Annotated in this window: 25 protein-coding genes and 1 riboswitch; of the genes, 5 read left to right on the forward strand and 20 right to left on the reverse strand. The window is 33.1% G+C overall.

What is annotated here, in order from left to right; genetic code table 11:
* Positions 1–17: 17 nt before the first annotated feature.
* Entirely contained in the window at positions 18–803 is a 786-nt protein-coding gene (locus PYW35_RS10130) for an SDR family NAD(P)-dependent oxidoreductase (RefSeq protein WP_103322524.1), read from the reverse strand.
* A gap of 13 nt (positions 804–816) precedes the next feature.
* Positions 817–2,043, reverse strand: coding sequence for an ROK family transcriptional regulator (locus PYW35_RS10135; protein ID WP_103322525.1), 1,227 nt, complete (start codon positions 2,041–2,043; stop codon positions 817–819).
* 233 nt (positions 2,044–2,276) lie between these two features.
* Here PYW35_RS10135 and glcP point away from each other — a divergent pair, with 233 nt between their 5' ends.
* Positions 2,277–3,644 (forward strand): glucose transporter GlcP, encoded by a 1,368-nt coding sequence (glcP, locus tag PYW35_RS10140; RefSeq protein ID WP_016911608.1) that lies wholly within the window; start codon positions 2,277–2,279, stop codon positions 3,642–3,644.
* 102 nt (positions 3,645–3,746) lie between these two features.
* On the opposite strand, the gene sufB is transcribed toward glcP, so the two are convergent.
* From sufB to sufC, 5 genes are read right to left on the reverse strand one after another with little or no spacing between them, the layout of a single operon-like run.
* Positions 3,747–5,144: a Fe-S cluster assembly protein SufB gene (sufB, locus tag PYW35_RS10145; protein WP_016911607.1), complete on the reverse strand. Its 1,398-nt coding sequence runs from the start codon at positions 5,142–5,144 to the stop codon at positions 3,747–3,749.
* A 46-nt stretch (positions 5,145–5,190) separates the two neighbouring features.
* Positions 5,191–5,631, reverse strand: coding sequence for a Fe-S cluster assembly sulfur transfer protein SufU (gene sufU / locus PYW35_RS10150; RefSeq protein WP_016911606.1), 441 nt, complete (start codon positions 5,629–5,631; stop codon positions 5,191–5,193).
* Positions 5,621–6,862 carry a cysteine desulfurase gene (locus tag PYW35_RS10155; RefSeq protein ID WP_103322526.1) on the reverse strand — a complete coding sequence of 414 codons (1,242 nt, stop codon included), beginning with the start codon at positions 6,860–6,862 and terminating at the stop codon, positions 5,621–5,623. The genes sufU and PYW35_RS10155 overlap by 11 nt, the downstream gene beginning before the upstream one ends.
* A 25-nt stretch (positions 6,863–6,887) precedes the next feature.
* Complete coding sequence (gene sufD, locus PYW35_RS10160) at positions 6,888–8,204, reverse strand: Fe-S cluster assembly protein SufD (protein ID WP_103322527.1); 1,317 nt, start codon at positions 8,202–8,204, stop codon at positions 6,888–6,890.
* Positions 8,205–8,239: 35 nt separating this feature from the next.
* Entirely contained in the window at positions 8,240–9,019 is a 780-nt protein-coding gene (gene sufC / locus PYW35_RS10165) for a Fe-S cluster assembly ATPase SufC (protein ID WP_103322528.1), read from the reverse strand.
* Positions 9,020–9,358: 339 nt separating this feature from the next.
* On the opposite strand from sufC, the gene PYW35_RS10170 reads away from it, so the two are divergent.
* Positions 9,359–9,595, forward strand: a complete 237-nt coding sequence (locus PYW35_RS10170; RefSeq protein ID WP_103322529.1) for a hypothetical protein — start codon at positions 9,359–9,361, stop codon at positions 9,593–9,595.
* Between the two features lie 71 nt (positions 9,596–9,666).
* Here the strand turns inward: PYW35_RS10170 and PYW35_RS10175 are convergent, their stop codons facing one another.
* The 7 genes from PYW35_RS10175 to PYW35_RS10205 all read right to left on the reverse strand — a co-directional run bounded on the left by PYW35_RS10175 (position 9,667) and on the right by PYW35_RS10205 (position 14,015).
* Positions 9,667–10,488: a MetQ/NlpA family ABC transporter substrate-binding protein gene (locus tag PYW35_RS10175; protein WP_103322536.1), complete on the reverse strand. Its 822-nt coding sequence runs from the start codon at positions 10,486–10,488 to the stop codon at positions 9,667–9,669.
* Positions 10,489–10,501: 13 nt separating this feature from the next.
* Positions 10,502–11,197 carry a methionine ABC transporter permease gene (locus PYW35_RS10180; RefSeq protein WP_016911600.1) on the reverse strand — a complete coding sequence of 232 codons (696 nt, stop codon included), beginning with the start codon at positions 11,195–11,197 and terminating at the stop codon, positions 10,502–10,504.
* The gene (locus PYW35_RS10185; protein ID WP_103322530.1) at positions 11,190–12,215 is read right to left on the reverse strand and encodes a methionine ABC transporter ATP-binding protein; all 1,026 of its coding nucleotides are present in this window, start codon (positions 12,213–12,215) and stop codon (positions 11,190–11,192) included. Before PYW35_RS10185 ends, PYW35_RS10180 begins: the two co-directional genes overlap by 8 nt.
* A 77-nt stretch (positions 12,216–12,292) precedes the next feature.
* Positions 12,293–12,397, reverse strand: a riboswitch (SAM riboswitch).
* 29 nt (positions 12,398–12,426) lie between these two features.
* Positions 12,427–12,750 carry a thioredoxin family protein gene (locus tag PYW35_RS10190; protein ID WP_103322531.1) on the reverse strand — a complete coding sequence of 108 codons (324 nt, stop codon included), beginning with the start codon at positions 12,748–12,750 and terminating at the stop codon, positions 12,427–12,429.
* Positions 12,707–13,111, reverse strand: coding sequence for a toprim domain-containing protein (locus PYW35_RS10195; protein WP_103322532.1), 405 nt, complete (start codon positions 13,109–13,111; stop codon positions 12,707–12,709). The genes PYW35_RS10190 and PYW35_RS10195 overlap by 44 nt, the downstream gene beginning before the upstream one ends.
* Positions 13,112–13,213: 102 nt before the next feature.
* Positions 13,214–13,594, reverse strand: a complete 381-nt coding sequence (gene gcvH, locus PYW35_RS10200) for a glycine cleavage system protein GcvH (protein WP_016911596.1) — start codon at positions 13,592–13,594, stop codon at positions 13,214–13,216.
* A 67-nt stretch (positions 13,595–13,661) separates the two neighbouring features.
* Positions 13,662–14,015, reverse strand: a complete 354-nt coding sequence (locus PYW35_RS10205; protein ID WP_016911595.1) for an arsenate reductase family protein — start codon at positions 14,013–14,015, stop codon at positions 13,662–13,664.
* Positions 14,016–14,156: 141 nt separating this feature from the next.
* Here PYW35_RS10205 and PYW35_RS10210 point away from each other — a divergent pair, with 141 nt between their 5' ends.
* Positions 14,157–14,477, forward strand: coding sequence for a thioredoxin family protein (locus PYW35_RS10210; protein WP_016911594.1), 321 nt, complete (start codon positions 14,157–14,159; stop codon positions 14,475–14,477).
* Between the two features lie 298 nt (positions 14,478–14,775).
* Here PYW35_RS10210 and PYW35_RS10215 read toward each other — a convergent pair whose 3' ends face one another.
* The 3 genes from PYW35_RS10215 to PYW35_RS10225 all read right to left on the reverse strand — a co-directional run bounded on the left by PYW35_RS10215 (position 14,776) and on the right by PYW35_RS10225 (position 16,672).
* Entirely contained in the window at positions 14,776–15,315 is a 540-nt protein-coding gene (locus tag PYW35_RS10215) for a nitroreductase family protein (protein ID WP_016913132.1), read from the reverse strand.
* 92 nt (positions 15,316–15,407) lie between these two features.
* Positions 15,408–16,145 carry a type I 3-dehydroquinate dehydratase gene (gene aroD, locus PYW35_RS10220; protein ID WP_103322533.1) on the reverse strand — a complete coding sequence of 246 codons (738 nt, stop codon included), beginning with the start codon at positions 16,143–16,145 and terminating at the stop codon, positions 15,408–15,410.
* 113 nt (positions 16,146–16,258) lie between these two features.
* On the reverse strand, positions 16,259–16,672 hold the full coding sequence (locus PYW35_RS10225) for a universal stress protein (RefSeq protein ID WP_103322534.1): 414 nt from the start codon (positions 16,670–16,672) through the stop codon (positions 16,259–16,261).
* A 274-nt stretch (positions 16,673–16,946) separates the two neighbouring features.
* On the opposite strand from PYW35_RS10225, the gene PYW35_RS10230 reads away from it, so the two are divergent.
* Complete coding sequence (locus PYW35_RS10230) at positions 16,947–17,774, forward strand: DUF4352 domain-containing protein (protein WP_103323420.1); 828 nt, start codon at positions 16,947–16,949, stop codon at positions 17,772–17,774.
* Positions 17,775–17,845: 71 nt separating this feature from the next.
* Here PYW35_RS10230 and PYW35_RS10235 read toward each other — a convergent pair whose 3' ends face one another.
* Positions 17,846–18,028, reverse strand: a complete 183-nt coding sequence (locus tag PYW35_RS10235; protein WP_016913128.1) for a CsbD family protein — start codon at positions 18,026–18,028, stop codon at positions 17,846–17,848.
* A gap of 252 nt (positions 18,029–18,280) precedes the next feature.
* Between PYW35_RS10235 and PYW35_RS10240 the strand changes: the two genes are divergently transcribed.
* Entirely contained in the window at positions 18,281–18,697 is a 417-nt protein-coding gene (locus tag PYW35_RS10240) for an organic hydroperoxide resistance protein (RefSeq protein WP_016913127.1), read from the forward strand.
* Positions 18,698–19,635: 938 nt separating this feature from the next.
* Here PYW35_RS10240 and PYW35_RS10245 read toward each other — a convergent pair.
* Together PYW35_RS10245 and PYW35_RS10250 are read right to left on the reverse strand one after the other, a co-directional pair.
* On the reverse strand, positions 19,636–21,039 hold the full coding sequence (locus tag PYW35_RS10245) for an MFS transporter (protein WP_016912228.1): 1,404 nt from the start codon (positions 21,037–21,039) through the stop codon (positions 19,636–19,638).
* A 203-nt stretch (positions 21,040–21,242) separates the two neighbouring features.
* The gene (locus tag PYW35_RS10250) at positions 21,243–22,175 is read right to left on the reverse strand and encodes a nucleoside hydrolase (protein WP_016912227.1); all 933 of its coding nucleotides are present in this window, start codon (positions 22,173–22,175) and stop codon (positions 21,243–21,245) included.
* Between the last annotated feature and the right edge of the window lie 17 nt (positions 22,176–22,192).

Below are 22,192 nucleotides of genomic sequence, written 5' to 3' on the forward strand. Positions count from 1 at the left end.
TTCAACACTCCTTTAAGTTAATAACCTTCTGCGTTGTATAATCGTGCTGACAATCCGCCATCAATGACTAAATGTTCACCAGTCATCATTTCAGAATCATCTGAAGCTAAATATTGTGCTAATTTTCCAATATCTTCTGGCTCATTAATTCTTGAAGTTGCATGTAAATCTAACACACCTTTTCTGACTTCTTCTTCGTTATCCATTGAGTCAAACCAATTTTTCAAGTGAGCTGTATTCGTAAAGCCAGGGCAAATTGCATTAACACGAATATTATATTTACCTAAGCTCAATGCCATACCTCTTGTCATGCCATTTACGCCACCTTTAGCCGCTGCATACATGTCAGTATCAGGCAAAGTTGCAATAGAATGATTTGAAGAGATGTTGATAATTGAACCGCCACCTTGCTTTTTCATTTCAGAAATAACATGTTTGGAACATAAGAAAGTCCCTCTTAAATCGATATTGATAATTGAATCCCAATCTTCTACTGTGGCTTCTTCAATAGACTTAAACACTGTAATACCAGCATTATTTACAAGTGTATTAATCTGCCCATAATGTTTAATCGTTTCTTCAACCATGTTGATAATACTTTCTTCTTTAGATACATCTGTTTCAACAAAGTAAGCATCTCCTCCACTTTGCTTTATTTCTTCAACCGTTTCTTTACCAAATTCAGCATCTATTGTAGCAACGACTACTTTGGCACCTTTAAGACTTAACTGCTTAGCAATTCCTTTTCCAATTCCTTTTCCAGAACCTGTGACAATTGCAACTTGTCCATTTAAATTACTCATTCATTTTTCCTCCTTAAAATCTTTTATTAGGGTTAGGCAACGAGAATATATCTTCAACGATTAAAGAAGCTGCGCCAATCGTATATAAATCATTTTCTAAAGCAGATGTAACAATCGGCGTCTGCTTTGCTTCTTCACCCATTACTTTTAGCTGAATGACACGCATTATATTCGGTATTAAAACATCACTTATTTGAGTTAAACTCCCTCCTAACACGATGAATTTTGGTCCAAATAAATTAATTAAAATTGTAAATCCAAGACCGAGATTTCTTCCGATTTCTTCTGCTATATTTAAACAAAGTTCATCACCTTGATTGACTGCTTGGTAGAAATCTTCTATCGTCAAATCTTCTATATTAAACTTTTGATTTATTATGTGACTCGTTTCACCCATTTTTAGTTTGCGTTTCACTTTTTTCAAAATCGCTTTTTCTGATGTTAAAGTTTCTAGACATCCATAATTTCCGCATGAACATAGAGGTCCATCAGGATCTATCGTTACGTGACCAATTTGTCCGGTAACATGATGTGCACCTTTAAAGATTGAACCACCATTAATAATACTTGCACCTACACCGTAATCCACGATAACTGAAATGAAATTACTTTCATCTTTACCTTGACCAAACCACATTTCTGCTAGCGCTGCACTATTACAGTCATTGTCAATTAGAACTTTTAATTGAGTAATGTTTTCTAAAATCGTCTGAATCTCTACATTTCTCCAACCTAAATTAGGGGCAAATATATTTTTACCTTTTTCCGTATCTACTAATCCATGCATACCAACACCTATACCAAGTACTCCTATTTCCTTTTCCTTATAAGTTTGAGTGATTGAATTAATTTGTTGCCCTAAATATTCAATCATTTGATCTGGCTCTTTATGCGTATTCATCTCAATTTGTATCTCATATAAGATTTCTGCCTTTAAATTACAAACGATAACTGTTGTAGCATAAGCACCAATTTCTAAACCGACGATGACTTTCTTCTCTTTATTAATATCTAAAGGTATCGGTTGTCTTCCTCTAACTTTTATTTCCGATGGTTTTTCTTCAATCCATTGTTCTTCAATCAGTATAGAGACAATTTCCGAAACAGAGGGCCTAGATAATTCAATGCGGTTCGCAATTTCAACTCTCGATATAGGTCCATGCTTTTGAATCGTTCTTAAAACAAGTTGTTTATTATAATCTTTCATCAAATTTACATTAATTCTTGAAGATTGCTTCATGACAGTCCCCCTCTCATTTAAGTAATGCACGATAACTAATATCTTTTTGTTATTTTAATTTATACTTGATTTTCTATTTGAAAAGGCTTACATTTATAATTAAATCAGATTTTTTAGATAATTACAAATTTTTAGTTATTTAACATAATTAAATCTGATTCAGAATTTTTATTCATTAATCGAATAATTGCAGTTATCTAATGTACTTATTCAAAATACTTGGAGGTAATAAAATGGAAGCAAGCAATTATCGAACAAAGTTAATATTCTTCCTTGGTGCTTTAGGAGGATTGCTTTACGGGTATGATACTGGAGTAATTTCGGGTGCTTTACTTTTCATAAAAAATGACATTCCACTTACGCATATAACTGAAGGTCTTGTTGTAAGTTCAATGTTAGTCGGCGCAATATTCGGTTCAGGGGCAAGTGGTCCTTTATCAGACAAACTTGGACGTAGAAAACTTGTCTTTATCATTTCCATTGTATTTATAATCGGTGCTTTAATACTTTCATTTGCACAGTCAATGATTGTATTAGTGATTGGTAGATTTATTATCGGCTTAGCTGTCGGAGGATCTACTGCAATCGTGCCAGTGTATCTTTCAGAAATGGCACCTACAGATACAAGAGGTTCACTCAGTTCGTTAAATCAACTTATGATCACAATAGGTATACTCGCATCATATTTAGTAAACTATGCTTTCGCTGATATGGAAGCTTGGAGATGGATGGTAGGTTTAGCTGTTGTACCTTCTGTTATTCTCATGATTGGCGTATACTTTATGCCGGAAAGTCCAAGATGGTTACTTGAGCACAAAAGTGAGAAAGCAGCTAGAAAAGTTATGGCTATAACACGTAAACAAGGAGAAATCGATAAAGAAATAGATGAAATGAAAGAAATCATTCATATTTCAGAAAGTACGTGGACAGTATTGAAGTCAATTTGGTTAAGACCTGTACTCGTCATTGGTTGCATATTTGCTTTATTACAACAAATCATTGGTATAAATGCCATCATATATTATGCACCTACAATCTTTAGTCAAGCAGGATTAGGAGATGCTACAGCCATTTTAGGTACAGTAGGTATCGGTTCAGTTAATGTGATTGTGACCATTTTTGCAATTATGATTATGGATAAAATCGATCGTAAAAAACTACTTATTACAGGCAATATAGGTATGGTTAGTTCATTACTTATCATGGCAACACTCGTTTGGACAATTGGACTCGATTCAACAGTCGGTGCTTGGATTATCGTAGCATGTTTAACAATGTTCATTGTATTCTTCGCATTCACTTGGGGACCTATTTTATGGATTGTGTTACCAGAATTATTCCCAATGAGAGCAAGAGGCGCAGCAACAGGTATTGCGACATTATCATTATCAATCGGTAGTTTATTAGTCGCTCAATTCTTCCCAATGCTCACTTCAGTTATGGGAATTGAACAAGTATTCTTGATTTTCGCAGTCATCGGTATATTTGCAATGATATTTGTTATAAAATATCTACCTGAAACAAGAGGTCGTAGTTTAGAAGAAATTGAAGTAGATTTAAGAAATAGAACATCTTCAGTAGCACTTTCTAAAATAGATTAGTAAAACAAAAAAATCTCTTCACTAGGCTATAACCTAATGAAGAGATTTTTAATTTTAAGAATGGGTATTGATGCCCAAACTATCTATTTTTGTAATGAATAATTAACCGATAGAACCTTCCATTTCAAACTTGATTAGGCGGTTCATTTCAACTGCATATTCCATTGGTAATTCTTTAGTGAATGGTTCAATGAAGCCCATTACGATCATTTCAGTAGCTTCTTCTTCTGAAATACCACGGCTCATTAAGTAGAATAACTGTTCTTCAGATACTTTAGAAACTTTCGCTTCGTGTTCTAATGAAATGTTATCGTTCATAATTTCATTATAAGGAATTGTATCTGATGTAGATTCGTTATCCATGATTAACGTATCACACTCAATGTTAGAACGAGCACCAGTTGCTTTACGGCCAAAGTGTACTTGTCCACGGTAAACTACTTTACCGCCATTTTTAGAAATAGATTTAGATACAATAGTTGATGAAGTATTTGGCGCTTTATGAATCATTTTAGCTCCAGCATCTTGTACTTGTCCTTTACCTGCAAGTGCGATAGATAAAGTCATACCTCTAGCGCCTTCTTCAAGTAAGAAACAAGATGGATATTTCATCGTTAATTTAGAACCTAAGTTACCATCAATCCATTCCATCGTACCATTCTCATAAACAAATGTACGTTTTGTAACTAAGTTGAAAACGTTGTTTGCCCAGTTTTGAATAGTTGTGTAACGGCAGTATGCATCTTTTTTAACAATAATTTCAACGACAGCTGAGTGTAGTGAATTTGTTGTATAAACAGGTGCTGTACAACCTTCAACATAGTGTACTGAAGAACCTTCGTCAGCAATGATTAAAGTTCTTTCGAATTGACCCATGTTTTCTGAGTTAATTCTGAAATATGCTTGAAGTGGTGTTTCAAGTTTTATACCTTTTGGTACATAAATGAATGATCCACCTGACCATACTGCTGAGTTTAATGCTGAGAATTTATTATCTGCAGCTGGGATAACAGATGCGAAATATTCTTTGAATAATTCTTCGTTTTCACGTAATGCTGAATCAGTATCTTTAAAGATAATACCTTGATCTTCTAAATCTTGTTCCATGTTATGGTAAACAACTTCTGATTCATATTGCGCTGATACACCTGCAAGATATTTTTGTTCTGCTTCTGGTATACCAAGTTTATCGAAAGTATTTTTAATTTCTTCTGGTACTTCATCCCATGAACGTTCTGAACGTTCTGATGGTTTTACATAATAAGTGATTTCATCAAAGTTTAATTCTGTTAAATCCCCACCCCACATAGGCATAGGCATTTTGTAGAATTGTTTTAATGATTTCAAACGAAAATCAAGCATCCATTGTGGTTCGTCTTTCATTTCAGATATTTTTCTAACGATATCTTCTGTTAAACCTCTACCTGAACGGAAAATAGAAACGTCTTCATCATGGAAGCCATATTTATAATCTCCAACTTCTGGTGATTTTTTAGCCATTTTCTTCACTCCTCTTTTATAATAGCGTTCGCCCATTTTTCAAAAGTTACGCGTTATCTTGCTCTTTCGTTCCTTTTTCAAATGCTTTCCAAGCTAAAGTTGCGCATTTGATACGTGCTGGGAACTTTGATACACCGGATAAGGCTTCAATATCGCCCATTTCCTCAGACATATCATAAGATTCTCCAAGCATCATATTCGAGAACTCTTGACTCATTGCTAAAGCTTCTTCGATTGAATGACCTTTAACCGCTTCAGTCATCATTGATGCACTAGACATCGAAATAGAGCAACCTTCACCTTCAAACTTAGCATCTTTAATAACATTTCCTTCAACATCTAATGTTAAGCGGATGCGATCACCACATGTAGGGTTGTTCATATCTATTGTTAAAGAGCCATCTTCAAGAACACCTTTATTACGTGGGTTCTTGTAATGGTCCATAATTACAGAACGGTATAGTTGATCTAAGTTATTAAAATTCATACGAGAAAAACTCCTTCGCTCCATTAAGTGCCTGAACTAACTGGTCAACATCTTCAGTAGTATTATAAATATAGAAGCTTGCTCGTGCTGTTGAAGATTGGTTTAACCATTTCATTAACGGTTGCGCACAGTGGTGACCTGCTCTCACAGCAACACCATTTGAATCTAGTGCAGTTGCTAAATCATGTGGATGTACACCTTCTACATTAAATGTTATTAATCCAGCTCGTTTATCAGGAGATGGTCCATATATATCTAAACCATCAATTTTAGACATTTCATTGTATGCATAACTCACGAGATCGTATTCATGTTGATGAATGTTATCCATACCGATAGAATCTATATATCTTATTGCTTCAGCTAATGCAATTGCTTCAGCGATAAGTGGTGTACCTGCTTCAAACTTCGTTGGTAAGTCTGTCCATGTTGCATCTTCTAGTCCAACAAAGTCTATCATATCTCCACCAAATTCAATAGGTTCCATCTTATCTAATAAATTGCGTTTACCATATAAAACACCTATCCCAGTAGGACCTAACATTTTATGTCCACTAAAGCTAAAGAAGTCCACATCTAAATCTTGAACGTCAACATTCATATGTGGCGCTGACTGTGCACCATCAACAGCGATGACCGCATTATGATTATGTGCTACTTCAGCAATATACTTCACATCATTTATTGTTCCTAATACATTTGACACGTGAGTTACCGCTACAATTTTAGTATTATCGTTTATCGTGTTATCAATGGCTTCTTTTTCAAGTTCACCACTTTCTGACATCGGAATAAATTTAAGCTTTGCACCTGTTCGTTTTGCCAATTGTTGCCAAGGTACGATATTTGCATGATGTTCCATTTGTGTGACAACGATTTCGTCACCTTCTGTCACATTTGCATCACCGTAACTATGCGCAATTAAATTGATTGCAGTTGTTGTACCTCTTGTAAATACAACTTCTTCAAAATACTGTGCGTTTATGAATCTTCTTACAGTTTCGCGCGCTTTTTCATAAGCATCTGTTGCAAGTGTTCCGAGCGTATGCACACCGCGATGTACATTCGAATTATAGCGATTATAATAATCAACTATACTATCCGTAACTTGCGTAGGTGTTTGACTTGTGGCTGATGAATCTAAGTACACGAGTCTACTACCATTAACTTCTTGCTCTAATATCGGAAAATCTTTTATAATTTTTTCTACATTAAATGTTGATTCGGCCACATTATCAGACCTTTCTGTGCCTTTTTTATATTTGTGTTGTTACTTTAAGTTCAATAACTTCACGTAATTGACGTTTAACGCCTTCAATTGGCAATGCAGATACAACTGGATCTAGGAAACCGTGAATAACTAAACGTTCTGCTTCTTCACGAGAAATACCTCTACTCATTAAGTAGTATAGTTGAGTTGGATCTACTCTACCTACTGAAGCTGCGTGTCCTGCAGTTACATCATCTTCATCAATAAGTAAAATTGGGTTAGCATCTCCACGAGCTTTTTCAGATAACATCAGTACGCGTGATTCTTGTTGTGCATCTGCTTTAGTACCGCCGTGTTTAATGTATCCAACACCATTAAAGATTGAAGAAGAACTGTCTTTCATAACACCGTGTTTCAAGATATGTCCATTTGATTCTTTACCATATTGAATAATTTGTGTTGTAAAGTTTTGTTTTTGTTCTCCGCGACCTACGACTACTGTTTTAAGGTTACAGTTTGAACGGTCACCCATTAAGTAAGTCGTGTTGTCATTGATTGTACTACAGTCATTCATTAAGCCTAAAGCCCAATCTATTGTAGCATCAGCATCTGCTGTACCACGACGAATGATATGACCAGTGAAACCTTTATCCATAAAATCAACTGTGCCATAAGTAATGTTTGAATTAGCGCCAGCTATAACTTCAGAAACGATGTTTAACTGACCTTTGTTAGAAGATACAGTTGATAAATAACTTTCAACGTATGTTAATTCTGCGCTTTCTTCAGTTACGATAATCGCATGGTTGAAGAAACTTGCATCACTATCATCATGAAGCACAACATATTGAACAGGTTCTTCAACTACAACGTTTTTAGGTACGTATACGAATACACCGCCATTTACTAATGCTGCATGAAGTGCCGTTAATCTATGCTCATCTGCTTTAACAGCATCTGTCATAAAGTATTTTTGTACTAACTCACTGTTCTCAATTAAAGCCGTTTTTAAATCTTTAATTACAACACCTTGTTCAGTTAATTTTTCATCTACTTTAACAAAAGCAGGTGTATTATTATGTTGAACAATTAAGTTTGTATTATTTTCAGTATCGATAATTTTTTGTACTGATTCTGGTAAGCTTTCGATTGAATCGAAAGTATCACTTTCAACAGCATGAGTTTTGAATGTATCAAAGTCCCATCTGTCAATTTTAGTTTTATCTGGTTTAGGCATTTCTAATTTATCTAAATTTTGAAAACTTTCTTTTCTTAAGTCAGTCATCCACTTTGGTTCATTCTGAGATGCTGAATAATTAACGATGTCTTCAATGTTAATATTTAACTTTGTTTCAGTTGCCATTTATACTCCTCCTACTTGACTATAATTCTTATATATTACTCAGCGTTGATTGTTTCGTCTTCAATGTTTAGTTCGTCTTTAATCCACTCGTAACCTTCTTCTTCAAGACGTCTCGCTAATTCTTCGCCACCTGATTTTACAACGCGACCTTGCATCATAACGTGTACGAAGTCTGGTGTAATATAATTTAATAGTCTTTGATAGTGAGTAATAATTAAGCAACCAAAGTCTTCACCGCGCATTTTGTTAATACCTGTTGATACAACTTTTAATGCGTCGATATCTAAACCTGAGTCGATTTCATCTAAGATAGCAAACTTAGGTTCTAACATCATTAATTGCAGAATTTCATTACGTTTTTTCTCACCGCCAGAGAAACCTTCGTTAAGGTATCTTTGAGCCATGTCTTGATCCATTTCTAATAGATCCATTTCTTTATCTAATTTCTTAATGAATTGCATTAAGTTAATTTCGTCGCCTTCTTCACGTTTAGCATTTATAGCAGAACGTAAGAAATCAGCATTTGTCACACCAGAAATTTCTGATGGATATTGCATAGCTAGGAATAAACCAGCTTGAGCACGTTTATCAACTTCCATTTCTAATACATTTTCACCATCTAAAAGGATTTCACCTTTAGTTACGTCGTATTTAGGGTGACCCATGATTGCTGATGATAAAGTTGATTTACCAGTACCGTTTGGTCCCATGATTGCGTGAATTTCACCTTGTTGTATCGTTAAATCTACGCCTTTAAGAATTTCCTTGCCTTCGATTTCTACGTGTAAATCTTTGATTTCTAATTTTGATGCCATATTATTTTTTCCCTCCAGAGAATTTATTCACATTTAAAAAAGATAACCCAATATTATCTTTTCTAGTTTATAATAATTTTAATGTAACGTCAAAGTTTGTTATGAATCTTTACCTCTCATATTATAACGTAGTTACACGGGCAATTAAACATTTTCGCTCAATTTATATAGAAGAAACTCTTCATATTTCGCATTTTTCTGAAAATTTTTCCAAATGATAATCATTTCAATCTATTCTCAATTTATAAATATTCTATTTGAATGGCTTAAGAAGGCTATTTATTAATTTTTATACTATAATAATGATAATTAAATATACATATTAGAAAGGAAGTTCACATGAAACGTTATGAACAATTCGCATTTGTCATTAGTGCAATATGCGCATTTATACTTTTATTAAATTTAGTAGGTGTTTTCAATATAAATAGCCTATTTAATACATTACTAACTGCAGCTACAATAGCAAGTATTGCAACATTTAATGTAAGAAACTATAGATCAATTGGCATCATTTTATATGCAATAGCAGTATTTATGGTTGTTATTTATTTTGCTAATGACTTGTTAGCTTAAGTATAAAATAGAATTAAGAAATATATTAAAAGAGCATCTAACCTTTTGGCTAGATGCTCTTTTGCTTTTTATTATTTAGCTGCGATGACTGCACCATCGTATTTTTTGTCGATGAAGTCTTTAATTTCTTTTGATTGTAATACTTTCATTAATGCTTTAATTTTCTTATCGTCTTTATGTCCTTCTTGAACAGCGATAAGGTTAGCATATGGTGATTCTTTACCTTCTACTGCGATTGAATCTTTAATTGGATTTAATCCTTGTTCAATTGCGAAGTTAGAGTTGATGATTGTCGCGTCACCTTCGTCTGCTTGGTAAGATTTTGGTAAGAATTCTGCTGATTGTTTATTATTAAATTTAATATTTTTCTTATTTTCAGTAATGTCGTCAAATGTCGCATCTACTGGATCAACGCCATCTTTAATTTTGATTAAGTCTGCTTTTTTGAAGAATGCTAAAAATCTTCCTTCTTCAGCTGGGTTGTTTGAAACATATACAGTAGCATTTTTTGGTAAGTCTTCTAATTTTTTATGTTTTTTAGAGTAAACTGCCATTGGTTCTAAGTGTACATTTCCTGCTGATTCAATTTTATAACCTTTTTCTTTAGCTTCTTTATCTAAATATGGTGTGTGTTGGAAGAAGTTTGCATCAAGTTCACCTTTATCTAATAATTTGTTAGGTGTTGTATAATCGTTAATTGTCTTGATGTCTAAATCATAACCTTCTTTTTTAAGAAGTGGCTTTGCTTCTTCTAAAATTTCAGCGTGAGGTGCTGGTGATGCACCAATTTTAATTGTTTCATTCTTCTCTTTTTTGTCACCACTACCTCCACCACAAGCAACTAGAACAACTGCTAAAATCGAAATAAATAATAAACTAAATACTTTTTTCATGTAAAACACTCCTTTAACGTTTATCAATTCTTTTAACAATAATATCTCCAATAAATTGGATAACAAAAACAATAATTAATATAAAGATAGTTGAAATCAAAATGACATCATTTTGGTTTCGCGTAAATCCTGTTAAGTAAGCTAAGTTACCTAATCCACCTGCACCAATTACACCAGCAATAGCTGTTGAACCTACTAACGCAATGGCTGTAACCGTGATTCCTGAAACTAACGCAGGTAGTGATTCTTTAATTAATACTTTTCTTACGACAGTCCATGTTGTAGCACCCATCGATACTGCCGCTTCAATAACACCTTTATCAATTTCTTTCATGCCTATTTCTACTAATCTAGCATAGAATGGTGAAGCACCAATGATTAACGCTGGTAACGCACCTTTAGGACCACTTATTGTACCTAATAAAATATCTGTAAAAGGTAATAATAATAGAATTAAAATAATGAATGGTATGGCTCTAAATAAGTTAACAACGAATGACACGATTGAATAAAACACGCGTGAGCTTTTCGATGTTCCTTTAGATGTTAAAAATAATAACGTACCTAGTATTAAACCAAATACTAATGTAAATACTGTTGAAATGACTGTCATATATAACGTTTCATATAATGCTTCCCAAACATCATCCCATCTAACATTTGGCATTGTAATCATTTCAGTAATAATATCTCCAAATGACTTATTCACTTACATTCACCTCTACTTTCACTCCTAGATCATTTAGTTCTTTTTTAATTTGATCTTTAGAATAATCTCCTTGAGGTAAATGCACAATCATATGTCCGAATGTGCCGTTTTGTGTTAACTTAACATCACCTTCAATGACGTTAATATCTACATTATACTTCTTAATAATTTTAGCTAATACAGGATTAGCAATTGTCCCACCGACAAAATTCAATTTCCAAATTTCACCGTTCGGTTGTTCTGCTCTAAAATCTGCTAATGTTCTTTGAAGATCATCTGCTTTTAAATCATCTTTCACAAAGCGTTGTGTAACATATGTTTGAGGGTTATTAAATACACTTATAACTTCTCCCTCTTCGACAAATTTACCATTTTCCATGACTGCCACGTGGTCACATATTTTTCTAATGACATGCATTTCATGTGTAATAAGTATAATTGTTAAATTCATTTCTTTATTTATGTCTACTAATAAATCTAATATTTCATCAGTAGTTTGAGGATCTAATGCACTTGTTGCTTCGTCGCACAATAATACATGCGGATCGTTAGCTAAAGCTCTAGCAATACCAACTCTTTGCTTTTGTCCACCTGATAATTGTGATGGATAAGCATTCTCTCGACCTTCAAGCCCTACTCTTTTAATAAGTGCTTTCGTCTTTTCATTAATTTCACTTTTTGATACACCTGCAATTTCTAATGGAAATGCGATGTTATCTTTAACTGTTCTAGACCAAAGTAAATTAAAATGTTGGAATATCATGCTTACTTTTTGTCTTTTTTGTCTGAGATCTCGTTTAGACAGTTTGCCAATATTAGCACCATCTACTATAACTTCACCCTCAGTTGGTGTTTCAAGGCCATTAAACATTCGGATTAATGTACTTTTTCCAGCTCCAGAAAAACCAATTACACCATATATACTTCCTTTATCTATATTTAAGTCAACATGGTCAACAGCTGTTATGTCACCTTTTTTTGTTTTGAAAGTTTTAACAACTTTATTTAACTCAATCAAATCTGCTGCCTCCTAATCTCTAAATTAAAAACGCCTCACTCTAATTGACAAGAGAAAGGCGTTTGAAAGATGTCTTTCTCTCATCTCCAAAAGTTTACACTTTTTGTGAATTGGCACCATTTCATTTATATGACGGTTGCCGGGCTTCATAGGGCACATCCCTCCACCTCTCTTGATAAGAGTTAATACGTATTTAATTAAATTCATACTATCATGATAAGTTTTTATCGTCAATAACTTTTTGAATATTCTCAACAAGATAAGGAACTGACTGAAAAGCGTATATACGATGTACTACTTTATCTTGATTCATTATAAAAAGCACTGGCACTGATAAGATTTCAAAATCTTTACAGAACTCTGGATAAAAATTCAAATCACATTTATTAATTGGTAATTGTGTTACTTCGTTCGCGATATCCAACATGCGTTCAGATATTTTGCACGTGCCGCAAGTAGGCGTATACCCAAATAATAAATGTAAGTCTTTATCAAAATGCTTGTATATATCGTTCAATATTTCTGTGTGTTTCATGGTAACGATACTTCCCTTTCGATACGAAATCATGTTTTACTGTAAATCCATGATAGTTTAACACATTAGATAAATAATGTCTTGGGCAACGAGCTACTTCAGAAAATGTCGAATCAATATAAATATGATGACTTTCGCTCATATACTTCTTAAACCATTTTCGAATACGTTTACCTTCTTTATCTTGATCGACTAAAACATATACTTGTGAACCATAACTCTCTTCTAAAAGTTCATCCATTTTTTCTACACCCATTGTTCCATGGGTACAAATAATATGAACACGGTCATTTAATACTTCTTCCACTCGTTTTTTATCAGAAATACCTTCTACGATTATTACTTTTTTAATCATCGCCATGGCCATCACCTTCTACAAATGAATTAATATTTTTTTGAACTTCATATTTAAGATTTAAAAAAAACTCCATGATACTATTGCATCGTGGAGTTTAAAGTTATGTTATTCACCTATCATTTCGCTATAAGCGTCTGCATCTAATAATTCATCTAATTGAGCTTTATCAGATAGTTCAACTTTGACCATCCAAGCTTTATCGTATGATGACTCATTAACAAACTCAGGGCTATCTTCTAGTTCTTCGTTTACTTCAACGACTTTACCAGATAGAGGTGCATATAGTTCAGAAACTGTCTTAACAGATTCTACACTACCAAATGAATCTCCACTAGTTAATTCGTCACCTTCTTCAGGCAACTCAACAAACACAATGTCCCCTAATTCTGATTGAGCAAAATCAGTAATACCGATTGTAACTACATCACCATCAATTTTTACCCATTCATGTTCTTTAGAATATTTTAACTCACTAGGCACTGTCAAAGTAATCCCCTCCTATATGTAATTCAATTATTATCATGACATAAAGCCATTATTCAAGCAACTATTTTTATAGCCAAGTTTGACGAAATTCTTCTTCTTTAAATCCTAAAGTTACTTTATTTCCTAAAACTGCTAAAGGTCTTTTGATTAACATGCCATCTGATGCTAATAAATCAAATTTTTCGTTATCAGACAAATCATCCATTTTATCTTTCAAACCCAACTCGCGATACTTAGCGCCTCGAGTATTAAATAATTGATTTACAGTAATATTTGTTCCATCAATGATATCTTTCAATTCTTTAGCTGTAGGTGTTAACTGTGTAATATCAATCGGTTCAAAACTTGCACCATTTATTTCTAAAAACTTTGCTGCTTTTTTACAAGTTGTACAATTAGGATATTGATAAAATTTTATCATGTCTTTACCTCCATATGTCTATTTAAATCCATTATAACAATATTAATAGCTAACATATAGTAATGAGTTAAATATTTTTTTAAATAATGAAAATGAGATATACTTTGTTTATAAGAAAAATTTCTAAGGAGCAAAATAAATATGAGAACAATTAGTCAATATGCAGAATTCGAAGAGATTACACAAAGCGACGAACCAGTAGTAGTGAAATTCTTTGCAGACTGGTGCCCAGACTGTACTAGAATGAATCAATGGATTGATCCTATCATTGATGAATATAATAATTACAACTGGTATCAAATCAATCGTGATCAAGTACCTGAAGCGGCTACAGAAAATGATGTAATGGGTATTCCAAGTCTTTTAGTGTTTAAAAACAATGAAAAACTTGCACACTTACATTCAGCAAATGCCAAAACTCCAGAAGATGTAAAAGCATTTTTAGCTGAGAACTTAAAATAAAAGATCTCTTCATTAGGTTATAGCCTAGTGAAGAAATCTCAGACTGTCGACAAAGTCACTTAAAGTGAACTTGTTGGCAGTCTTTTTTTGCGCACGCTTTCCTCGGGGTCGGGGTCTGTATGTTGCTTGTTTGATCAGTCTTGCAACTTTCAGACCTCCTATGTTGCTTGTTTCGTCAGTCTTGCAACATACAGCATCTACTTAAAAGAACAAACAGAAAAATATAAGAAAAACAGTAGAAATTCAATTTCGACAATGAATTCCTACTGTATATTTATTGGTATATGTACCAAATATTCTACCATTCTGTAATCAATGATTTATTTTTTCTTTCCATTACTTTCACGCTTGAATCTTTCTCTGTAATATATAAAAATCCATTCACTTCTTCATCATCATTTACGCCAACAATTTTTCGGAATGTTGGTCTAAATATAAATTCTGGTGTTTTCCAGCATGAACCCATTCCTTCATCATGCATTAACAACATTAAGTTTTGAACAAATGCTCCAACAGCCATTTGGTTTTCTAAATTTTCTTTTTGTCTTGGATCTCTTTTAGACAAGATAACAAACATACCACCAACTTTAGTGACTTTGTTTATATATTTTTCTTGTTTTTCTGAATCATTTGCAAATGCAGATTCTGCTACTTTTTCAGCAAATTCTGGTATTTGTTTTTTGCTTATATATACTAATCTCCACGGTTCTCTCATTCCATGATTCGGAGCATATGTTGCTAAATCGACTAGAGAAAATACTTTTTCTTCATCTACATACATTTCATAATCATAATTTTTAACACTGCGTCTCTCTGTAATTGCTTTTTTTAATTCCATTATTTACACTCCCAATTTCCATTGATAATTATTATCAATTATAGCATAAAAATAAGCTTAAATTCTAACGTTATAGAATTTAAGCTTATAGACTACTCCTGATACAATGCTAATTGTTCTTTAATTTCTTTAACGTGAATTTGCCCAGGCGCTGCTTCTTTACCTACAAATCCGTAAGTAAATTTAGAGCCAAACAAGCCCGCTGTAATTCTTGTCATTTTACCTAATTCACCCATAGAAATACCAATCACATCAATATCTAACTTATGGTACGCTCTGTTCATAGCGTTGAGCATTGATAGAAGATGCTTTTCATTTTCTGGCATTACGGCAAGCTTTCCGATGTCTGCCCCTAATTCTGCCATCTTTTCATAAGTGACAAACATTTCTTCTTCATCAGGTGTCGATTTAAAATCGTGATGAGAGATGATGATTTTAACTTCATTATTTTGAGCTCTCGTTATACAATTCATTAAATTATCTTCATAAGTATCTAATTGAATGTCTACATAATCTGCTTTTTTATTACAAATAATATCTTGCATTAATTTGTAGTATGTTTCATGATCAAAATCACCATACCCACCTTGTCCTTTAGAACGGTAAGTGAATAAGATTGGTGCTAATTGATATTCTGCTTTAAATTTTTCTAATATTTCATTAATGTTTTCAATTGAAGTGTTTTTTAATGAGTCCGCTCTAAATTCAACAATGTCTATTGAGTCTTTATTTGAAATGAGCTCTTCAACTGTTTTTTTAATATCATCTTCTGTTTCTAATGATATTGTCGCAACGATATACGGAAACGTTTTCTTTTGTTCATCAGTCATAGTCATTCCTCCAATGTTCTTCTATTTATATTTTACATGAGTAGAAGGAATTTTTCTATGAAACGATGTATGAATATAAAAGAAAAGCAATGATTTATTAAGATTACAGAAAATTATTTAACAATTAATACTGGTATATTCGCTCGTTTCGCAACTTTATGACTGACGCTACCTAAAACTAATTTATCAGTATCTTCTGCTTTTCTGTTACTCAGTACTACAACATCGAAATCCCCACTATTAGCTTTGTGCACTAATTCTGATTTAGGATTCCCTTTTGCAAATTGTAAATTATATTTGATGTTTTGTTCATTAAAATAATCAAAGACATGTTTCATTGATTCTTGGCGTCTTTCTTTAATATCATCTAAATGAACGCCCGTTCGCACAGAAGCTTTTAAATCTTTTTCGCTTACAACGTTTAAAAGTGTAACTTCTGAACCTTCTCCAGCAAGTTTAGCAATCTGTTCTAAAACCTTTTTATTTTTCATATCTGTGTTGATTCCAAACAAAATATTTTTATACACGATTACCACTCCTTTTCATTTTATTTTAAACTACTTATCCCACCGTTTTCAAATATTTTACATTCCGAAAAAATATAAAATATTAACAAACTATAAACATTTTATATTTTTTATAATAGTCCTAGATTTATTTCCCAATTTACTATAAACTAAAAATAATTAATAAACAAAATAATTGTTTTACATTGATTAAATACTTTTATGAAAGCATCTAATCATTTTAAGGTCTATTATTTTTTTATTAAAACAAAGTAATATTAGGGAGGGAAATATTATGGCTAATTCTAATCAGACAGATCAGAATCCTTTTAACCAAAACACCTCAGAACAACAAAATTCGCAACAAAATTCACAACAAAATAATCCATTTAATGATTCTAATGCTAATAATCAGCCGCAACAATCGGGAAACGGCAATGGTTCTAGTATGAAACCTTGGTTATTTGGTTGTGGTGGATGTTTAATTATATTCATTATTTTAGCTGTGATTTTAGGAGCATGTGCTGCTGGTCCTATAAAAGACCAAATTGATGATTTCACAAACAACAAGACAGAAGAAGCGTCAACTGAAGAAGAGACTACAGAGGAAAATTCTACTGAAGAAGAATCAACTGAAGAAGAATCAACTGAAGAAGAGACTACAGAAGAACCTACTACTGAGGAAAACTCTACTGAAGAAGATGATAACGATTCATCTATCGTAAATAGAAACACATCAGTCGGTAGTCCAATTAGTGTTTTCGGTACGAAAGTGACGGTTGAAAAAGCAGAATTTGTTGAACCAACTTCTAAATACAGTAAGCCTACTAAAGATAAAATATTAAAAGTTTCATACAAACTAGAAAATATTAATAACTCAAGCTTAATTGTTGGTGATACAAACTTCGGAATTACAGCTGACGGTAGCCGAGTTTCAAAATTTTATGGTATGGATGACACAAATGACGGGTTCTCATTTAGTCTAAAACCTGGTCAATCTGATACAGGATATGCATACTACGATGTGCCAGAAGCAGATCAATACGATGTATATTTACAATTACGTTCATCAGATAAACGTTACAAAATGAAATGGGAAATTGAAGAAAACGATGTAAAGTAAATAAAAATCCGCTAGACAGTGAACTTGTCTAGCGGATTTTCTATTACAAAACGATAAAACTTAAGCACGTATTATTTTTTGAATTTATCAATAACATCGTTTGCTTTACTTTTAACGTTTTCAACTGTTTCTTTGGCTTTGCCTGAAGTTTTATCTTTTTTACCTTCGTTTTCTAAATCTTTATTATCTGTTGCATTACCAACTGTTTCTTTAACATTACCTTTTGCTTGTTCGAATTTACTTTCGTCTGCCATTTTATATCACCCTTCATAAATCATATTGAATGATTGCCATTCACAGTAAATATACCCATAGAGCCAACTTTGTAAACATCTCATCTTACTCTGTGCCATTTAATATTGCTTTTATATTGTAACCTCTCTATACGCAGATTGTTTGTTATTATATAGAATCAGCACCTAAATATGAAAACTTTTAATTTAATTATGGTTTAAAAAACAATATGTGGGTAAACACTAAATATATACTAAAGGAGGTATTTTTTTATGGCAACTCAATATGAAACAAAAGCAACAAACACTGGTGGACGTAAAGGTCATGTTTATACAGATGATAAAGCAATCGATGTAGACGTGTTACCACCACAACAAGCTGACGGTAAAGCTACGAACCCTGAACAATTATTCGCTGCAGGTTATGCTTCATGTTTCAACGGTGCTTTCGATTTAATTCTAAAACAAAACAAAGTGCGTGACGCTGAACCAGAAGTTACGTTAACTGTACGTTTAGTAGAAGATGAAAATGCTGAAAGTCCAAAACTAGAAGTAGATATTGATGCTAAAGTTAAAAACGTATCTCAAGAAGACGCAGAAAAATATTTAAAAGATGCTCATGACTTCTGTCCTTACTCTAAAGCAACTAGAGATAATATAGATGTTAAATTAAATGTTGAAGCTGTTTAATAATATAAAAGAAGATCTTGGGACATAAATGTCCTAAAAATTAAAAAACAGTAGAAATTCATTATTAAAAATGAATTTCTACTGTTTTTCTTATTTAAAGTTCTTTGTTCTTTTAAGTACATGCTATATGTTGCAAGACTTACCAAACAAGCAACATAGAAGGCCTGTATGTTGCAAGACTTATCAAACAAGCAACATAGAAAGCCTGTATGTTGCAAGACTTATCAAACAAGCAACATAGAAAGCCTGTATGTTGCAAGACTCAACAAACAAGCAACATAGAAGACCTGTATGTTGCAAGACTCACCAAACAAGCAACATAGAAGACCTGTATGTTGCAAGACTTACTAAACAAGCAACATAGAAAGCCTGTATGTTGCAAGACTCACTAAACAAGCAACATTCAGACCCGCTCCCACTACCGGCTCGAACCCCATCCTATTATAAATAGAAGTTTGGACATAAAGCACCTCGATAATTTAGTTTTTGTCGTTATTAATTAAATTATAGGAAAGTGCTTTATTTTTTTATAAAAATGGATATTTATAACGATTTTGTAAAGTGCTGACGCCCGGGGGAATAGTACGAGTGAGAGACTACAGGCTCGAGCCATATCCCCAGGCAAGCATGCACGAACAAAATCGTAAGGTTTTAATATAAAAATAAACATATCACATTACTTACAAATATCAGTAGCATGATATGCTTTTTTATTTTGAGTGGAGCATAATATTCTTCACGATTTTGTAAAGTGCTGACGCCCGGGGGAATAGTATGAGTGAGAGACTACAGGCTCGAACCATACCCCCAGGCAAGCATGCACTTTCAAAATCGTAAGATTTTATAAAAAATAACAACTCATTTCTAGCTGAATAAATCAGTGAAATGAGTTGTTATTGATTTTGAGAGTGGTTATTTATATTCCAATCTCTTTATTTTTATGATTTTTTTGTTCCTTCATCTTTATTCCACCATAATGCATCTTTTGGATTTTCATATACTTCTTGTAAGTCTTCTTTATTATCAACGTTAGGATATGATCCTTTTAATGATTTATTTGAAGTCGTTTTAAACATAAACAAGAATATGAGCAAGCCTACTACATTAATAAATGTTAAATAATATGATGGTGCAATTTTTTGACCGGTTGTTTCAACAAGAGTCGTCAAAATAAATGGTGTTAAACCACCAAATATTGCAGCACCAATATTATATACAAGTGATAATGTTCTAAGTCTTACTTTAGTATAGAATATACTTGGTAACACTGAAGGCATCACACCTTCAAATGTAGACATGAATAATGCAATTATGAATAATCCCATAATAATAACTGGAATTGATGGAATACTCATTAACCAAAAAGCTAAAACTGAGAATAAACTAAATCCTATAAGTCCAAATAAAATGGTGTTTTTATTACCCACTTTATCACTGTACCAACCAAAGAAGAATACTGCTGGTATCATGGCTGCCATGGTTAAAGTACTCAGTATACTACTCATCGTTCCACCTAAATCTATCGTACCATTCAAGAAGGACGGCATATATGACAGCACCATATAGTTCGCAACGTTCAAGAATGCTACACCTGTGAAGCAGACGATAATGTCTCTCCAATATTTTCTAAATATATCTTTATAAGAATACTCAAGCTCTTCTTGTTCTTCAAGTGAGGTTTCATATGCTGGGCTCTCATCTAAATTATTTCTCAAATAAACACCTATAATTCCTAAAGGTGCTGCAATAATGAAAGGTATTCTCCATCCCCATGAAGCCATTTGTTCGTCACTAAGCACTGCATACATGATACCAACAAGCGCTGCAGCTAATATACTTCCTGACAAAGTACCTATTTCAAGTCCGCTTCCTAATTTACCTCTCGCCTTGTCTGGTGAAATTTCAGCTATGTATGTCATAGCACCTGCATATTCACCGCCTGTTGAGAATGACTGTACCATTCTAACAATCAATAACAGAATAGGTGCCCAAATTCCTATTTGATGTTGCGTAGGTAAAAGACCTAAAGCTAACGTAGATAATGCCATCATAATAATCGTTGTTGATAGCACGACTTTACGCCCATGTTTATCTCCAAGATGGCTAAAGAATATACCACCTATTGGTCTAACTATAAAAGCAAAAGCAAATACGGCAAATGTTGATGCCAGTTGAATTTCTTTTGGCATATTACCAAAGAAGTTCATACTGATAATTACTGCCAATTGAGCATAAAGTCCAAAGTCGAACCACTCAATCGCATTACCGATCCCTGTTGCGACAACCGTTTTTTTAGTTTTACTAGCGTCTACAACGTTGACGTTCTTTCTCTTGAATTTCATAATGATAAACACTCCCCATTTTATCTATATATTCATATAACCTATTAAAATGTTTTTAATCAGAATATTTTAAATTCATTAGCGTAAATACTGCACAATCTTATACATATCAATTGTTATATGCATAACTTAAAATTCAAAGAAAAACGCCATTCAATAGATTCACGTTAAAGTGATCTATTAAATGGCGTTTAAACATTACTTTATATTTTTTTAGCTAAATCCGTCATAAAATCAAAGAATCCATCTCTATCAACATCATTGATAATATTGACCGTTCTGCCTTCTTCACTTTTAAAAGTTCTACCTTGGCTAGGACCATCTGTTATTACCGAAATTTTTTGTTTTTCTTTTTTTACAAGTTCTGGCTTGCCAACATATGCTGTTGTTAATACATCCCATAAGAAATAAGTAGAATTGGTAACAAAGTGTGTTAACGGTGGAACAAGTGCATAACAAATTCCCATAAAATCAACACCTTCATATCGTCTTTCATTAGCCCAACGTTTACGAATGTCTGGCGTTAATGGCACTTGGTTTGTACTTTCTAGCGCAACCATATCAATTGTTATATTCGTATCAAATACTGTTTGAACAGCTTCTGGATCCCAGTAAGCATTCCACTCTGCTGTACCATCATGTTCTGGTTCTTCAACATTACCTTTATCCAACAATGTTCCACCCATCCATACGACTCTTTCGATACGATCTTCTATTCTAGGTTCAACTTTTAAACTTTTAGCTAAATCCGTTAAAGGTCCCGTCAATAACATGATGACCTTTTCAGAACTAGCCATTACCTTTTCAATCATATCTTCATAAGCTTCTTTATTAGAAATAGTAGATTGCTTATCCATTTCTTCATTTAAAATCGGCATTGCATCTACTAAAAATGCATGCATTCTCCAATCTTTAGGAAAAGGATTTTTCCCTCTTTCTTTAGATGGGGCAACATCTAATTGTTGAGACGAAAAGCGATTAATGATTTTACATGAAGCATTTGTTGCAGGTTCAACGTAACTATCTGCACCAATTGCACTTACACCAATCAAATTCACATCATCCATTTGCAATAATAAAAACAAAGAAATTAAATCATCTACGCCACCATCATGGTTAAAATAAACTGTCTGCATCAATATACCTCTTCCTA

The organism is Mammaliicoccus vitulinus (assembly GCF_029024305.1).
Classification (GTDB): domain Bacteria; phylum Bacillota; class Bacilli; order Staphylococcales; family Staphylococcaceae; genus Mammaliicoccus; species Mammaliicoccus vitulinus.

Coding starts and splice junctions, on each gene's coding strand:
- PYW35_RS10130 (WP_103322524.1), bottom strand. CDS start 803: ATGAGTAATTTAAATGGACAAGTTGCAATTGTCACAGGTTCTGGAAAA.
- PYW35_RS10135 (WP_103322525.1), bottom strand. CDS start 2,043: ATGAAGCAATCTTCAAGAATTAATGTAAATTTGATGAAAGATTATAAT.
- glcP (WP_016911608.1), top strand. CDS start 2,277: ATGGAAGCAAGCAATTATCGAACAAAGTTAATATTCTTCCTTGGTGCT.
- sufB (WP_016911607.1), bottom strand. CDS start 5,144: ATGGCTAAAAAATCACCAGAAGTTGGAGATTATAAATATGGCTTCCAT.
- sufU (WP_016911606.1), bottom strand. CDS start 5,631: ATGAATTTTAATAACTTAGATCAACTATACCGTTCTGTAATTATGGAC.
- sufD (WP_103322527.1), bottom strand. CDS start 8,204: ATGGCAACTGAAACAAAGTTAAATATTAACATTGAAGACATCGTTAAT.
- sufC (WP_103322528.1), bottom strand. CDS start 9,019: ATGGCATCAAAATTAGAAATCAAAGATTTACACGTAGAAATCGAAGGC.
- PYW35_RS10170 (WP_103322529.1), top strand. CDS start 9,359: ATGAAACGTTATGAACAATTCGCATTTGTCATTAGTGCAATATGCGCA.
- PYW35_RS10175 (WP_103322536.1), bottom strand. CDS start 10,488: ATGAAAAAAGTATTTAGTTTATTATTTATTTCGATTTTAGCAGTTGTT.
- PYW35_RS10190 (WP_103322531.1), bottom strand. CDS start 12,750: ATGAAACACACAGAAATATTGAACGATATATACAAGCATTTTGATAAA.
- PYW35_RS10195 (WP_103322532.1), bottom strand. CDS start 13,111: ATGGCGATGATTAAAAAAGTAATAATCGTAGAAGGTATTTCTGATAAA.
- PYW35_RS10205 (WP_016911595.1), bottom strand. CDS start 14,015: ATGATAAAATTTTATCAATATCCTAATTGTACAACTTGTAAAAAAGCA.
- PYW35_RS10210 (WP_016911594.1), top strand. CDS start 14,157: ATGAGAACAATTAGTCAATATGCAGAATTCGAAGAGATTACACAAAGC.
- PYW35_RS10215 (WP_016913132.1), bottom strand. CDS start 15,315: ATGGAATTAAAAAAAGCAATTACAGAGAGACGCAGTGTTAAAAATTAT.
- aroD (WP_103322533.1), bottom strand. CDS start 16,145: ATGACTGATGAACAAAAGAAAACGTTTCCGTATATCGTTGCGACAATA.
- PYW35_RS10230 (WP_103323420.1), top strand. CDS start 16,947: ATGGCTAATTCTAATCAGACAGATCAGAATCCTTTTAACCAAAACACC.
- PYW35_RS10235 (WP_016913128.1), bottom strand. CDS start 18,028: ATGGCAGACGAAAGTAAATTCGAACAAGCAAAAGGTAATGTTAAAGAA.
- PYW35_RS10240 (WP_016913127.1), top strand. CDS start 18,281: ATGGCAACTCAATATGAAACAAAAGCAACAAACACTGGTGGACGTAAA.
- PYW35_RS10245 (WP_016912228.1), bottom strand. CDS start 21,039: ATGAAATTCAAGAGAAAGAACGTCAACGTTGTAGACGCTAGTAAAACT.
- PYW35_RS10250 (WP_016912227.1), bottom strand. CDS start 22,175: ATGCAGACAGTTTATTTTAACCATGATGGTGGCGTAGATGATTTAATT.